The 15,505-nt window shown below is 55.1% G+C and carries 9 protein-coding genes, 2 tRNA genes and 1 CRISPR repeat array; all 11 genes read right to left on the bottom strand.

The genetic code is table 11. The features are described from left to right. Nucleotides 1–215 precede the first annotated feature (215 nt). Nucleotides 216–289: transfer RNA gene (locus ACN08V_RS07200), tRNA-Ile, on the bottom strand. A 139-nt stretch (nt 290–428) separates the two neighbouring features. Next, complete coding sequence (locus ACN08V_RS07195) at nt 429–1,637, bottom strand: glycosyltransferase (protein WP_419105044.1); 1,209 nt, start codon at nt 1,635–1,637, stop codon at nt 429–431. A 223-nt stretch (nt 1,638–1,860) separates the two neighbouring features. Next, on the bottom strand, nt 1,861–2,730 hold the full coding sequence (locus tag ACN08V_RS07190) for a phage holin family protein (protein ID WP_419105043.1): 870 nt from the start codon (nt 2,728–2,730) through the stop codon (nt 1,861–1,863). Nucleotides 2,731–3,366: 636 nt separating this feature from the next. Then, nucleotides 3,367–3,439, bottom strand: a tRNA-Asn gene (locus ACN08V_RS07185). A 95-nt stretch (nt 3,440–3,534) separates the two neighbouring features. Continuing rightward, nucleotides 3,535–5,445, bottom strand: a complete 1,911-nt coding sequence (dnaG, locus tag ACN08V_RS07180) for a DNA primase (protein WP_419105042.1) — start codon at nt 5,443–5,445, stop codon at nt 3,535–3,537. Between the two features lie 39 nt (nt 5,446–5,484). Continuing rightward, nucleotides 5,485–6,825, bottom strand: a complete 1,341-nt coding sequence (locus ACN08V_RS07175; RefSeq protein WP_419105041.1) for a deoxyguanosinetriphosphate triphosphohydrolase — start codon at nt 6,823–6,825, stop codon at nt 5,485–5,487. Nucleotides 6,826–6,857: 32 nt separating this feature from the next. After that, nucleotides 6,858–7,424 carry a GNAT family N-acetyltransferase gene (locus tag ACN08V_RS07170; protein ID WP_419105040.1) on the bottom strand — a complete coding sequence of 189 codons (567 nt, stop codon included), beginning with the start codon at nt 7,422–7,424 and terminating at the stop codon, nt 6,858–6,860. Nucleotides 7,425–7,753: 329 nt separating this feature from the next. Beyond that, nucleotides 7,754–8,125: a DUF6176 family protein gene (locus tag ACN08V_RS07165; protein ID WP_419105039.1), complete on the bottom strand. Its 372-nt coding sequence runs from the start codon at nt 8,123–8,125 to the stop codon at nt 7,754–7,756. 394 nt (nt 8,126–8,519) lie between these two features. Next, nucleotides 8,520–10,667: direct repeats of the CRISPR family, unit length 36 nt; unit sequence GTTGGGAACTATCACCTCTGAACCCAGATAGACTTG. 234 nt (nt 10,668–10,901) lie between these two features. Then, a complete protein-coding gene (cas2, locus tag ACN08V_RS07160) occupies nt 10,902–11,219 on the bottom strand; it encodes a CRISPR-associated endonuclease Cas2 (protein ID WP_419105038.1) in 318 nt (105 codons plus the stop codon). Next, a complete protein-coding gene (gene cas1 / locus ACN08V_RS07155; protein ID WP_419105037.1) occupies nt 11,212–12,126 on the bottom strand; it encodes a type II CRISPR-associated endonuclease Cas1 in 915 nt (304 codons plus the stop codon). The genes cas2 and cas1 overlap by 8 nt, the downstream gene beginning before the upstream one ends. A 1-nt stretch (nt 12,127) precedes the next feature. Further along, nucleotides 12,128–15,502 (bottom strand): type II CRISPR RNA-guided endonuclease Cas9, encoded by a 3,375-nt coding sequence (gene cas9, locus ACN08V_RS07150; RefSeq protein WP_419105036.1) that lies wholly within the window; start codon nt 15,500–15,502, stop codon nt 12,128–12,130. Nucleotides 15,503–15,505 lie beyond the last annotated feature (3 nt).

Genomic DNA, 15,505 nt, shown 5'->3' with positions numbered 1-15,505 from the left:
GCACTGGTTGGTTAAGTAGATGGGGGGCTCTGGTAGTACAGAGGCCTCTCAAGAACCTGCCCCTCTACCGCTTTCGTGCGGTAGAGGGGCAGTTTTCTGTTCAGATTGAGGCTCTTTCTTCAGGAAAATTAGGTGACCACTAGATGACTTGACCTAAAAATACTTGAAACCAAAAACACCTCCCACCTGTTTTACCAGGTGAGAGGTGTTATTTGTAGGGCCTGCGGGGCTTGAACCCGCGACCAAGGGATTATGAGTCCCCTGCTCTAACCAGCTGAGCTAAGGCCCCACAGTACAGCTTGTGCAAGCGGCACTGCCTCTAAGAATACCTAAAAACACTGCGCCTACCAAACTACTCATTGAGCCAGTAGAGCAGGTACTCCACCTATCTTGCGCATTTTGGGCGCAATAGATTGCCTCGGCAGATTCTAGCCTCGGCCTTCCACGAACTGGCGGTACAACTCATCGGATCGGTAAAGGGACTCGAAAGTTTCCCAGGTTTTATCCGCCGCATGACGGGTAACCATCTGGTGCGAATACTCCCCCATAGCCCGCCGCTCTTGTTCGGGTAGCTCCAAGATGTGGGCAAGGCAGCCTGCCAGTTCATCCGTGTTACCCGGCTCAAAGAGAAAACCGTTCTTTCCTTGCTCCACCAGGTGAGGCAGGGCTAGGGCGTTAGCAAGAACCACGGGTTTAGAAGCGCTCATGGCCTCGAGAGTCACCAGTGACTGAAGCTCTGCTGTGCCTGGCTGACAGAAAACATCGCACCGCAGGTAGCCTGCTCTTAGCTCTTCGTCAGAGACATACCCCAAGAAGCGCACGCGATCGCTCACACCACAAGTACGAGCCTTGTCCTGGAGCTGGTTGAGGATTTCACCGGTACCTGCAACTTCAAGGACAGTGTGCTCCCGCAAGGTCTGGGGTAGTTTTGAGAAACCTTCAATCAGCACATCGATGTTCTTCTCAACCGCCAGGCGGCCTGCAAAGAAGACAGTCAACTCTCCGGGGTTCTTCCCCACCGTTTCACCGGGGGCCAACTCATAGTCGGAGCTTTGAATACCGTTTGATACCGGTAGGACAGGTCGCTGGAACTTACCGGCGTTTTCCATGGCGTCTGCCCCGATTTGGGTGGGTGTAGTCACGACCGCTGCCTGCTTAAGCACCCGGCGCATATCCTTCCATGAGGCTTTTTCCAAGAGAGCATTAATACGCTCGTTAAAGGGAAGGAAGGGGGTGATGTTCTCGGGCATGACATGGTTAGTTGCGATAACCCTGATCCCACGCTTTCGACCCAACCGTGCAAGTACACGCCCGATAATGTAGTGGCACTGAATATGGATAACATCGGGCTGAATCTGCCCAATAATTTTGTCAGCTTCCGAATAGATTTCCCAGGGGAAGTTGAGGCGCATGTAGGGGTGGGTAACAACCTTGTGTGACCGTAGTCGATGCTCAGTGATGCCGTCGGCTGTAAGCGAACTGGTCACTCCTTTTTCCTGCTTAGGTGCCATGACGTGCACTGTGTGGCCGCGCTCCGCCAGTGCATGAGCCAGGCGGGATGAGAACTGTGCCGCACCATTGATATCCGGAGGGTAGGTATCAGCGCCGATAAGGATTGTCAGGGGCTGATGAGCCATGTTTTGGATCCCTTCAACAGGTTAGATAAGGATTGTGTCCTACCATGACCTTACCGGGTTTTAGGGCCAGATGCACAAGCTCAACGCCAGCACAGGGTGAGTATGCCACCAAGAGGCTATTTGACCGAAGATTCTAAAAGAAAAAGTTCAGGCCCCGCGGCGGATATTCCACCAGCGGGGCCTGAACCTTTGTCTGCTACTTGACCGATACAGTTATAGTAGCTTACTTGTTGCGACGGAAGAGCTTACCCAGGAAGAGCATAATTGCACCAACAGCAGTAGCCAGTGCCGCAAAAGGCTTCCAGCGGGCCTGCAAGGTTTCGGGGTCGGTGGCATTAGCCGCTAGCTTCTTGCCGCCGTCCAGGGCAGTGAGCGGAGCACTCTTTACTGAGTACTTGGCATTCTGCACCAGACCGCGTGCACCGGCCTGAACTTCACGCGAGTAGTTTTCAAGGTCATCGCGCAAAGTCTTAAGGTGTTCGCGGCGCTGCTTAGTGCGCTGGATCAACTGTTCCTTGGTGGGGGCAGGAGCCGCTGGAGCCTGAGGCTCATTGGCTTCCTTCTCCTTTTTAGCTTGCTTTTCAGCCTGCTTAGCTTCAGCTTTCTGAGCCTGCTCACTCTTGAGGCGGGCAGAGGTCATATCTGAGCCCTGCTTAAGCACGCCCAGGTCGTAGAGAACACCAAAGAGTGCTGACTCAGGCTTGAAAGGTAGCTGCGCCTTAATCATCTTGTAGCCCACCAGGCCAGCGATGATAGCAATCAGCAGGAAGATACCCACCAGCACTAGCGCCGCAGCCCAGTTGGGCAGGAAGGAGGTGAGGCCAACGTAGGCCAGAATGACCAGCGCAATGGCCATGAAGAGGGCAAAGACCAGCGCAATGACTGCCACAGCGGCACCCTTGCCCAGGGCAAGGCCTTTTTCCTTAACCTCAAGTTTGGCGATTTGGACTTCATCTTTGAGCTGCTTGGGGGCCAGGCGGGTCAGCACCTTGCCAGCATCAGCCACATTGGTGACGCTTGCCTTAACGTTATTAAGGCCAGCGCGCAGACCCTGGGCTCGTGTGGAGCCGTTGAGGTCGTTAGGAGTGGTCATAAGACACCTCTCTTGTTTGCGAACGATCACGTACCTGATCGGCACATACATCAGACACTTAGTCTACCGATAATTTGTTCTTTTGCAGGCAGATAGTTACAGCCTTCACTAGATAAATAAAAAGTAGACTGACTTTTTTGCTTTAAGCTCTGGGAAGTTTATGTTTTCTATAAAATACCCGAGGTCATTGTGCTGGGAAGGGAGCAAGGGAACACTCCAGTACCTCTCTCCTGGTGGGAATGGGGTTTGTTCCGAAACATTTTTAACTAGCTGTAGACGGTTCAAGGGGCGCAGCAGGTGCCCTTGGGTGTCGGAAGCCGGCTAGGACAGGGCGGCATTACGTGGGGGGCCTCTAGTGTGTTTGATGTTACAGGGTATCTGGGTAGCCCGTTGGGTGAAGGGTAGCTATTTTTTGAATTAGCACCAAAAACACACCACAGCTTGTTTTTGGGTGTAAAAAATGAGCCCCGCCTGCTGAGTTTTATTCCTAGTGGCGGGGCTATTTATCTGCTCCCCCGACTGGACTCGAACCAGATGGAGCAGGCGGGAGCGAGCGCGCGAGCTCACAAGAGCCTGCGCAATGGTTACTGGTTAAAGAAAGAAACCCACTCATGTGAGTGGGCTTCTTGATATCTGCTCCCCCGACTGGACTCGAACCAGTAACCCTTCGATTAACAGTCGAATGCTCTGCCAATTGAGCTACGGGGGAATGTTGTGTGCGATATTGTTGTCGCTGCAACGTGTAATAACTTTACGCGAGGTCGGGGGCCTGCGCAAATCGAGATTAGGTTAGCTCGGTCACATTTAGTCTTGGCCTTGCATTTTGGTGCGGCGGCGTAGTTCCAGGGTGAGGAGCTGTTGTTGGATCTGGCGGAAGGTTTCTGCGTCAGTTTCGGGGTTGATCCGTTGGAGTTGCATGAGGAGGTCTGATTTTTGGCGGGTGATTTCTTGTTCAAAGAGGCGGTTGAGGATGTCGCGGCTGTAGCGCTGGAGCTGTTCTGGGGTGCGGGCAGGTATGGGGGCTACGGTAAGTTCTGCGATGAGGGCGTGGACGGGTTCGGGTGCCTGGCTCCGTACGGTGTTGACCCAGGCGTGCCCGGCAGCTGGTGCCATGGTTCCGGCTGCCCCGATAATGCCTTGGGCTATGCCACTGTGGGCAAGGTAGCGGTAGTGGACGGTGGCGAGTTCTTGCCACTGTTCCAGGCTGAGGGATTCGGGGTATTGCAGGATGACTTCGAGGGCTTCGCGTTCGGTGCGGGCGGCGGGGTCGCGCAGGTCGGGTAGCTCGTAGGGGTCCTGTTCCGCTGCGGTGTTGACGGTTTCTTGTTCTTGGCGGGTTGCGGCTCGTTGGGCTTCTGCGGCTTCGGCTTTTTGGCTGGCGCTGGCCTGCGGGTGGTTGATGGCGTAGGTGACGGCACGTTGAACTTCGGCCGTCTCTAATCCTAGCTGGCCGGATACCTGGCGCACGTAGGCGGGGCGCAAGGCAGCGTCCTTAATGCCGGCGATGATGGGGGCGATAGCCCGCATACCGCGCACACGGCCTTCGAGGGTGCTCAGGTCGTAGTTGGCAAGGGTCGCGTCAATGGCGAACTCAAAGAGGGGTCGGCGGGACTCGATTAGGGACCGCACGGCGGAGTCGCCGCGTGCAAGGCGCAGGTCGCAGGGGTCCATACCGTTTTTGGCAACGGCAACGTAGGTTTGGGCGACGAAGCGCTGGTCTTCGGAGAAGGCGGCCAGGGCGGCTTTCTGCCCGGCGGCATCCCCATCAAAGGTGAAGATAACCTCTCCCCCGGTGCCGTCATCGGAGATCAGGCGACGCACAATTTTGATGTGGTCGGTCCCGAAAGCGGTGCCGCAGGTGGCCACGGCGGTATCGACCCCGGCCAGGTGGGCGGCCATAACGTCGGTGTAACCTTCGACCACCACGATCTGCTTCTTCTTGGCGATAGGACGCTTGGCCAGGTCCAGGCCGTAGAGCACCTGGGATTTTTTGTAGAGGGTGGTCTCTGGGGTGTTGAGGTATTTAGGGCCCTGGTCATCGTCAAAGAGACGGCGGGCACCGAAGCCGATGGTTTCACCGGTGATGTTGCGGATGGGCCAAATTAGCCGGCCCCGGAAACGGTCGTAGAGACCGCGCTGGCCCTCGGAGAACATGCCGGTGGCGCGGAGCTCGTCGGTGGTGAAGCCCTTGTTCATGAGGTATTTGAGTAGGTTGTCCCAGCCTCGCGGGGCGAAGCCTACACCGAACTTTTGGGTGGAGGCGGGGTCAAAGCCACGACCTCCCAAGAATTTTTGGGCTTCTACGGCAGCGGGTGTGTAGAGGTTCTTCTGGAAGAACTCGGTGGCTATCTTGTGGGCATCGAGCAGGCGCTGGCGGCGGCCCACTTCTTCCCTGCTCATGCCGCTGCCTTGCTCGTAGTGCAGTTCGTAGTTGATGCGGGCGGCTAGCTTCTCCACGGTTTCGGTGAAGGAGGTGTGGTCCATCTCCATGAGGAAGCTAATGACATCCCCTGATTCACCGCACCCGAAGCAGTGGTAGGTGCCCATCTGTGGGCGCACGTGGAAGGAGGGGGTTCGCTCATCGTGGAAGGGGCACAGACCCTTAAAGGAGCCGATACCGGCTGATTTGAGGGTCACGTACCCTTCAATGATTTCGCGGATGTCAGTGCGGGTGCGCACCTGATCAATATCTTCTTTTCTGATTAAGCCTGCCACGGGTTCAAGTTTAGTTGAGCGGTCAAGCCGGCGGGTGACCTACCAGAGGGGTTTGTCCCCGATCGCCCAGTGGCTACCGGTGATGCGTTTGAAAAGAGCTGCAGCTGAGCGGTCGGTTAGGCAGGCAACCTGGTCAATGACCAGGCGCAGGCGGGCGGTGTCCTCGTTGGGGCCAAGCTCACGCAGGTCAGCGGCAAAAACCGGGTCCAGGTAGTCCGGGTTATCGAGTAGGGCGTGGACCAGGAATTCCAGGATCTCCTGCTGATTCTCGGAGTGGGCACCGGCATCACGCGGGGTCATGACAAAGGCGGTGGCAATGCCTTTGAGCACCGCAATTTCGTGCTCGGTTTCTTCTGGCACAACCAGCTGGGCCTGGTAGCGGGTGAGTGGTTGGTTGCCGTAGAGCTGGCGGGTAGCCACCATAGAACTGGCTGCAAAACGGCCAATCAATTTGGAGGTCAGCGCCTTGAAAGCGGCCATCGACGAGCGGGTGCCGCTCATGTAGGGCACCCAGCGGCCCAGTGCTTCGAGTCGGCTTAGGGCCTGGTCCAGTGTGGAGTCCTCCACACCCGGTAGGTACCATTGGCGGGTCTTCTCAAAAACAGCTTGGCGAGCGGTGGGTTCTTTGAGCTGGTGCAGTTGCAGGTGCCCGCCAAAGACGGCATCCTCCACGTCGTGTACCGAGTAGGAGATGTCGTCTGCGAGGTCCATGACCTGCGCTTCAATACATTTCTGAGTCGGTTCGGCACCGGCTTCGCGGGCACCGGTGCGGAACCAGTCAAAGACGGGCAGGTCATCGGTGTAAACCCCAAATTTGCGGTTGGGTTTGCCGTCGGTTCGGGCTGGTGCGGCCTGGCGGGTCCAGGGGTACTTGCAGGTGGCGTCCAGGGCGGCGCGGGTCAGGTTGAGCCCGGCTGAGCCACCGTCATGGCGGATAACTTTGGGTTCCAGGCGGGTGAGCAGGCGCAGGGTTTGGGCGTTGCCCTCAAAACCACCGGCGTCGGTGGCTAGACGGTCCAGGGCGGTTTCGCCATTGTGGCCGAAGGGTGGGTGGCCCAGGTCGTGGGACAGGCAGGCGGTGTCTACCACGTCTGGGTCACAGCCGAGCATACGGCCTAGTTCGCGCCCGATTTGGGCGACCTCTAGGGAGTGGGTCAGGCGGGTACGCACAAAGTCGTCTGTGTCCGGGTCTACCACCTGGGTCTTTGCCCCCAGGCGGCGCAGGGCTGAGGAGTGTAGGACGCGGGCGCGGTCGCGTTCAAAAGGTGAGCGGTAGACAAAGCGGTGGTGTTCGGGTACCCAGCGGGCGGCATCGGCGCTGGTGTAGCCGGGGGTGGGTGCTTGTTCCGGGGTGGGAACCTGGTCGGGTGTGGGTGTCATGCCCTGCTTTCTGGCTGGTGGGTTGGCGCGGGTTAGAGGTCGTCGCCCTGGTCAAGGCGGTATTCGGCAGGCCAGGTGACTTCCCCGGCCAGCGGCGGGTAGTCGGGTGTCAGGTTGAGCGCTTGCAGGTTCTGGGCCAGCTCGGCGGGTGTCATGCCGTCAATGTAGGCGCGTACACCGCTGTGGGCCGCCGGCCTAAACCCGAAGCGGCAGTAGTAGGCGGGATCGCCCAGCACTATGACGCTGGTGGGGGCGTTGGTTTCTTGGGCTAGTTTGCCAGCTAGTTCGAGGGCCTGGTGCACCAGGGTGGTGCCTGCTCCCCTACCCCGGTGGTTGGGGTGAACGGCCAGAGTTGCCAGGGCGAGGGCGGGCCAGGAACCGACCCAGCAGCGGCTGAGAAGCACATAGCCAGCCAGCTCTGGGCTGACTTCGGTGGCAGAGTGGGCAACGAGGGAGATACCGGGCTCCCATGAGGCGGGGTTGCCCCGTAAGTCGGTGACCAGTTGCGCTTGGTAGCCTGTAGGAAAGACCCTCTGGAGCAGGGCATCAATGGCCGGCACATCGGCGGGGCTTTCGGGGCGAACGGTGTAGCTGGTCATAGCTTCTAGTCTAGTGGCTGGGGCAAGCCGGTAGCAGCTGGGGCGTTCCCAGTCTCCGTCTCTACCTCGCCCCCCCACAAGCATGTCTGCCGTCCTCCAGGTGGGGCCAGGGTTCTGCGCTGCTAGCGGGACCGCCGAACCAGCTGAGGCAGGCTCCATCAGGTCAGAGCTCTTCAAGTTCTGTGATTGATCTTGACAGATTGTCTTCGCACAGGAGCCTGGCTGGAGCCTGTTGTACAGGTAGCTTGTAGCTGGCAACCCATTCTGCGATGAGGGAATCATGGGCCTGGATAGGTGTTTGAAGTTTTTTCAGGTGGTAATGGCGGAGTCTAGGTGTTTTCTTGTTTGAGAGGTTTCATGGAGGCCTGCACCCGTTCGGGCATCATGTGGACGCGCGGGGTGAGTTGCTGGGGCTGGTAGGTGGGGTCGATACATTCGCGCCAGTAGTAGACGTGCTTTTGGTCCAGCCAGTGCGGGGAGTCGCGGACCGAACGGCTTGCGCCTTGCTCGCCTTGAACGGAGTACCAGTAGAGGTAGTCCACCCCGTCGATAGTCTCAGCGAAGATGGTCTCCACATACATTTCTTCTGGTTCCAGGGTCTCTCGCACAGCTTCCATATTGGAGTTGAGGAAGGCCAGCCACTCATCCACCAGGGCACGCTTGCCCGGAAGAACACGAAAACGGGTAAGTTCAATAAGCATGGTTCCACGGTAGCTTTCAAGGCTTATGTTTCCTACTACCGAGCCATGGCCTAACGGTGTTGACAACGTAGATTACATTTTTAGCGATGACGCTACACCCCATCAGAAGTTCAACGAAGTCAAACATGATAAACCTACTTTCTGAAATCCCGAACAGTCCATCTGAATTACAAAGCTATCAAATATTTGTATCTTATACTAAAAGATAATTTAATGTAAATCTATGTTAGTTGCGGGTCAATACGGTAGGATATGAATGTCTGTTAGTATGTTGGGAAATATAACCTCTGAACCAAACAGGCTTATGGCCGGGCAACCCCCGGCCATTAATCTCAGAGATGCAACCTCAGAACCCAGATAGACTTGCACACAGTCACCGAATGCACGCACCTTTGTTGGTAACTATCACCTCTGAACCCAGATAGACTTGCAGGGAGTTACGAACATGGCAACCGAAGGTTGGGAACTATCACCTCTGAACCCAGATAGACTTGGATATTCAGTTACCAAGTAGCGGCCTGTGTTGGGAACTATCACCTCTGAACCCAGATAGACTTGCCGGTTAGGTCTGCGCTTGCGCTGATTTGTTGGGAACTATCACCTCTGAACCCAGATAGACTTGATGGTCTTTTACTGGCACCCTGGGAATTGTTGGGAACTATCACCTCTGAACCCAGATAGACTTGGACCCCGAAGCGCTCTAGCGGGTCGAACGTTGGGAACTATCACCTCTGAACCCAGATAGACTTGACCCCCATCACCACCACCACTCGCCGCAGTTGGGAACTATCACCTCTGAACCCAGATAGACTTGACTTGTGCTTAGGGCGGTTAGGTCTAAGGTTGGGAACTATCACCTCTGAACCCAGATAGACTTGGTTCCGTAGAATTTTTCTCCGGCGATGTGTTGGGAACTATCACCTCTGAACCCAGATAGACTTGTGCCATTTGTCGGGCTGTCCCGAAAATAGTTGGGAACTATCACCTCTGAACCCAGATAGACTTGGCGGGTACCGAGGTTCAGCTTTACCCACGTTGGGAACTATCACCTCTGAACCCAGATAGACTTGTCAATCACATGGTTCAGTACTGCCCGGTGTTGGGAACTATCACCTCTGAACCCAGATAGACTTGGCTGCAGCGGGTGAAACCAAATCCAAGGGTTGGGAACTATCACCTCTGAACCCAGATAGACTTGCAAATGCCCTAGGTACATCTTCCATCGTGTTGGGAACTATCACCTCTGAACCCAGATAGACTTGCCTACTGAAAGGTAGATGCCATCAGAACGTTGGGAACTATCACCTCTGAACCCAGATAGACTTGGATCTGCACTTTGCACAAACAATGGTCAGTTGGGAACTATCACCTCTGAACCCAGATAGACTTGCTGTCTTGCCATATACCCCACTGACAGGGTTGGGAACTATCACCTCTGAACCCAGATAGACTTGTCGACCACGGTTATCCCCGCCTGGTTCAGTTGGGAACTATCACCTCTGAACCCAGATAGACTTGGGGAGTTGGGATAGGCCGAGCGTAGAGCGTTGGGAACTATCACCTCTGAACCCAGATAGACTTGTTGTTGACCCTGAAAGACCGGTTCTTCCGTTGGGAACTATCACCTCTGAACCCAGATAGACTTGCTCACAATCAACCATTCAGCAATTCCTTGTTGGGAACTATCACCTCTGAACCCAGATAGACTTGGAGGGAAGTAACGGCCCCACTCAGCCCAGTTGGGAACTATCACCTCTGAACCCAGATAGACTTGCTCTGAATGCTGATTAGAGCGGAGCGTGGTTGGGAACTATCACCTCTGAACCCAGATAGACTTGCCGGCAGCTACCCCTGTAGCACTGCCAAGTTGGGAACTATCACCTCTGAACCCAGATAGACTTGAAAATATCTATGACAGCTACTAAGAACGGTTGGGAACTATCACCTCTGAACCCAGATAGACTTGATCGGTGAACTCTCCATCGAAGAAATCAGTTGGGAACTATCACCTCTGAACCCAGATAGACTTGGCATGGAAGGCGTCGAGGGCGTGCTCTGGTTGGGAACTATCACCTCTGAACCCAGATAGACTTGGTTGAAATCGAGGGAGCGCGGCGGCTAAGTTGGGAACTATCACCTCTGAACCCAGATAGACTTGGCTGCGCGGCTCATACGTTTCAAGCTCAGTTGGGAACTATCACCTCTGAACCCAGATAGACTTGACCCAGGAAGGCAAGGTAACTGAGGACGGTTGGGAACTATCACCTCTGAACCCAGATAGACTTGAATTCACACTCCTAAACCGCATAGAAAGGTTGGGAACTATCACCTCTGAACCCAGATAGACTTGGCAAGGACTTCATCCAGATTGGCCATAAGTTGGGAACTATCACCTCTGAACCCAGATAGACTTGCTGGGAAAAGAACAACGATGCTGTCACAGTTGGGAACTATCACCTCTGAACCCAGATAGACTTGGGCGGCATGTTCTGGACTGATCAGGCAGGTTGGGAACTATCACCTCTGAACCCAGATAGACTTGAGTCTCTCTGAAAAATAACTGGTCAGAGCGGTTTTCTCGCCACTTTTTCGGCAGAAAAAATGGTAAGAAAACCTCTCCATCTGGAAAGATACAGTCCACTGGCGGAAAATCTGCTAGAGTAGGGAACTGTTAAGGATTCAGAGGTGAAAATTCCTAACAAGAACATGCTGAAAAGCATGATTTGACTTATCAGCCCCTGGTAACCAGCAATGGTCACCAGGGGCTTCGTTTACCCTAAAAAATAGTCAACTGCTCCGGCGGCGGCTCCGCCTTCTTCTGTTTTGGCCCCACAAACATAATCGTAGAAGCCCACTGATTATCAGAAACCCTCAAGACACGCACCTGCCCACCCACCGGCACATTAACCTTCAACATCCCCAGGTCACGCTCAGTAGAGTTCCCATTCAAATAATATTTGCAGTACACGCTCAACTGAATCCGGTCAAAACCACGGTCCTTGAGCAAATTACGGTACTGATTTGCCAACCTCATCTGAGTCTTAGTCTTCACCGGCAAATCAAACATCACAAGCAACCACACAGGCTTAGCCATCCACTCCCTCAGTTCCCCAGGCAAACTCCCGACCCTGCCAGACCGGAACCAGCAAGACCTCCCGTTCCCCCTCCGCGTACATAGCGAAGTTCTGGCACAGTTTCTCAATACCGGTACGCACAGAATACGCAGAATCCTGCCCCGAAGCGCCTAAGACAGAAGCCAGCACGGTTTTTTCGGCCTTACCCACCTCACAAGCACCACCAGCAAGCAAGCCCAGGACAGCCTCATCCACCGCAGGGCGGAAAGGCTCAATGAGATCATCCGCCAGCGCAAAAACGTTGCTCCTATTCCGGTGGAAAAGAGACAGAGTAGGAGATAAACCCGTAGCAACCAGGCGAGTCAAAACACGCCCCCGCAAAATGGTGTAGCCATAGTTAAGCAAACCATTGGCCACATCATCAGCCTGCGGGTCACGGTAGATACGCCCCTCAGGCAGAAAAGCAGACCAGTAGAGGCGGGCCGCCTGAGCCTCCATATTGGTGGGGTCCCCAGACCGCACTGCCCTAGCGCAGGCCTCTAGTTCCTGGGCTACCACAGGGTTATGCGAACGCAGAACAAAAGCCTGCCCGCGAATCTTTGCCTTAACCAGCCGCATCCACGCATTTTTGCGTCTAGGAACGCTGAGGTGAGCCTGAGCCTCGTGGCGGGCAAAAACCCTCGTGTTCTCTGACCAATGGTAGAGCACAGAGATAGGCTGATTCCGCCAATCGCACACAGCCATAGCTACATCAAAACGCTCCAGCCCAGCCACCAGCCCATAGCCCCAAGTGCACTTCTGGCCCACCAGAATAAAGTCCACCTCAGCAAGTGGCACAGACTGCTCCCCCACTTTGATACGCCCCCTCTCATAGGAAAGGAAACCCTCATAAGCCGTAAGGTCCAGAATGCGCCACTTACTATCCATCTTAGGCTCCTAGAACTTCCTGTGCCCTGCGCTCAATATCAAGTGATACAGGAACAGCACCGTTCTCACGCCAGCGAGGAAAGCCCAAATGATTGCGGCGGATGACTTTGGTTCCGTGAGCAGAAAGGACTCCACCAGCCGAAACGATAGCTCCCTTCTCAAGAATCTCCTGTACCAGTGCTAGCTCTTCATCGGTATAGATGCCCTGAGGTAGCTCCTCATAAGACAGTAATAATGGCCTCAACCGTAGCTGTCTGCTCATCGGGAGTCCGTCAACTTTCCAACGGCTCTCAGGGATAATCCTTAGGAATTGGGCAAACTTATCGGAACCGTCCACAAAGCTATCTACCTCAATCTCTAGCTCATCGCCCTGAGTAATCCACCCAATTTCCTGAGCCCTACCTGCCTCGATCTGCTTGCGCACGGTACCCTGCAAGTCCCGGTAAGACTGCGAACCAGGGTGAATAGGCACCCGCAAGGCATCCCTAGTTCCATAGAGCTTAAAGAGCCAGGGGAACTCAGCACCAAAGACACGGAGCATACCCACCTCAATGCCCTTCTTACTCGGCCAGGCATACAGGCGAGCATGGTGCAAAGAATCACCAATCTTCACGGCACCCGTACCCGCAAGAATCGAAGCAGCTTTTTCGGGGAAGATAACTACCTGCTCCTGAGCAGTTAGTTGGTGACCCCGTTCAGTGCGCAAGCAACGGTTGCTATCGGCTTCTAGTACCTTCTGCTTACCCAGTTGCTCTTGCAACGCCAGGTAAAGGTAAGGGTCAGCGACCTTGTCAATATCACCAGCCGACCACTCATCGCCCACCAGCTTATATTCCAGCCCCAACAAAGTATCCTTGTGCACAGAACCGTTGGCTGGTGTCAGACGCAAAGGATTAATAACCGGAATAGAGTCCTCAGAGATAGCCTCCCCCAGCACATCAGCAAGCGCTTGACAAGTCTCCTTCCACCTATGGAACTTCTGCTGGCTCGGTGAATCAAGACCGGTAAAATCTTTCCAATCATTATCACGGCTTGAGTAGCGCCGCTCAGTCAGCAACAGACGCCGTTGCTCCAAAGTTCTAGCAACAGAGGGGTTCAACAAGGTCATGACAGCGGCATCAATAGCATGATGGCGCACATCAAAACGGTTCTTCTCTTCCTGACCCCTCAGAAGAATCTGTTCATCAATCTGACCCGCACGGCGAGACTGGCGAGTCAAAGACCCAGAGTAAACATCAATATGAACCCGGTCCCCACCGCTGCGTGCAGTACCGGCATTAAAATAGGTCTCTAAACGGTGACGGACAGAAACCGCAGAGTAAGCTGTAGACTCCAAAGAACGCTCATCAATCGGCGGGTCTTCTTCTTTCTGCTTAAGTCTGCGGGCAATCTGCTCTTTCAAGCGGCGCCCTGATACGCCCTTGAAGACACCCACCTTATCGAACTCCCACAGGCGGCCCAGAGCCTCTTCCAGAGAAACTCCCGAACGGGTCGTTCTGGCGGCCCACACGGCAAAAGGAACCCGCCCCTTATCGGCATTACACCCACGGCATACCGCTACCAGGTTATCCACCCGGGACGACCCTCCACCGGCACGCGGCACAATATGGTCAAGTTCAGCAGTTTTGGTGGTAATCATGGCACCACAGTAGAGACACTTACAGCCCTGGTTCTGCACAATCCGGTGACGGCGGACATCAGCTCGCGTGGGGCTCTCCAACTCGCCACTGTCACGCAATTCTTGGCGCACACGGTCATTCTCAGTACGGTTGCGCGCAATCTCACGCAGAACCTCCGCACGCTGGGTGGGGCCCATCAAACCTGTACGGGCGTGCTCAATCACAATCCGATCCGGCCGCCCCCACTTACGTTCACAAGCCAGCACAAACCGCCGCACAATAGTCAGCACCCGATCCACCGCTGGCTGGCCGGTAGGCTCATGCAGATTCTCACGGGGCGGCTGCCAAGAGTCATCAACACCAAAAACAGCCTTACGCGCCGTATGCAAATCTGCCTGATGCTCAGCCATATAGCTATTCAAATCAGTCAAAGACTGCACGCTGTATGCCGCACGGCCCGACTCAAAATCAAGCCCCTCCAGCTTTTCACGTTCTTTCTCGGGCCAGCTCTCAAAGACAGCGCTCAGCCCACATTCATCGGCGGCTTCAACCGAGAACTCCGTCGGGTCGCTCAAGAGCATAATCAGCAAAGAACGAAGCGAAACATCCGCTGTCTGCCACCACTTGACCACCTGAGAGCTCTTAGGTAGAGCCTTCAACAAGACAAAAGAAGAATGGTCATAGGGTGCCTTATTCAAACGCACATCGTCAATAACGGGTGCAATCAGGGCGTGAGGTTCTACCCCGATAGCCTCAGCAACATCACCCCAAGTAGGAGGCTCTGCCTCCGAAAAGTTCATCAAATAATTGACTGCCGCCATGTACTGGCCGCTCGATAGCTCAATAGCTTGGCTCCCCTGCCGCACCCGCAAGTTACGGACAGCCTGCCGAATTCTGAACTCGGTGAACTCAAGACAGGCCCGTGGAGCGCGCGGTAGATTCCCACGCCCAGGTAACGGATCACGGCCAACGTTTTGGGCAGGAACATGAGGGCGCATCTGGTCAAAAAGTGCCTCTACCAGCACATGGTAATGACCCTGAGGCAACCCCTGGACCGCCCACATCTTCTTGACCTCAGCAAGCAAATCTTCCTGACGGACTCTGCTGTCAAGGAGTGCTTTCTGGCCCTGGTGGTGCAAACCGTTCTTACGTTTATCACTGGTGCGCGGGCGCAGAAGAATATCTTTAGAGGCTGCAAGCGCCCCAATCTCACCGACCGTAGTGTTATCTGTAATGTAGTCAGGCCAGCGCAACCGAGCCTGCTCCAAGTTCTCAAGCATAGTAACGGATGGAACCGGTGCCTGGTCCAACTGGCTCAAGCGCCACCAGGGGTTACGCCAACCACGGTGACGTGCCATGTGCCGTAAAGCCCTCACCAGGTGCTCAGCCAGCTCAACCTCATTGTCAATTTTCTGGCTGGTAAGTTTAGCCCTGGAGAACCAGGCCTGGTAGGTCTGTGGTTCTTCCGCCGCGGGCACCGGGTAGCCCAGCGAGATGAGCGTAGCATCTAGCTTCTTCAATCGTTGCACCCTACGGCGACGCATCCTCCGGACCCTGCGAGCAACACCAGCTGTCTCTTTACGAGACTTGGGGCTCTTATTCTGGGTTGGGTCAAGGCCCCCATCATGGCGGTAGGTCACCAAAGCCAACTTTTTGATGGGGTAACCAGCATCGTCAAATTCGATGGCAGCCAAACCAACTGACCGATCACCAACGTCAACACCAATACGGTATTTAAGCGCCTCAGATTGCATCATTTC

It is taken from the genome of Rothia sp. P5766 (assembly GCF_048513555.1).
Lineage (GTDB): Bacteria > Actinomycetota > Actinomycetes > Actinomycetales > Micrococcaceae > Rothia.
Note: the sequence above shows the minus strand (reverse complement) of the source record. Positions and strands in the feature narration are given on the sequence as shown.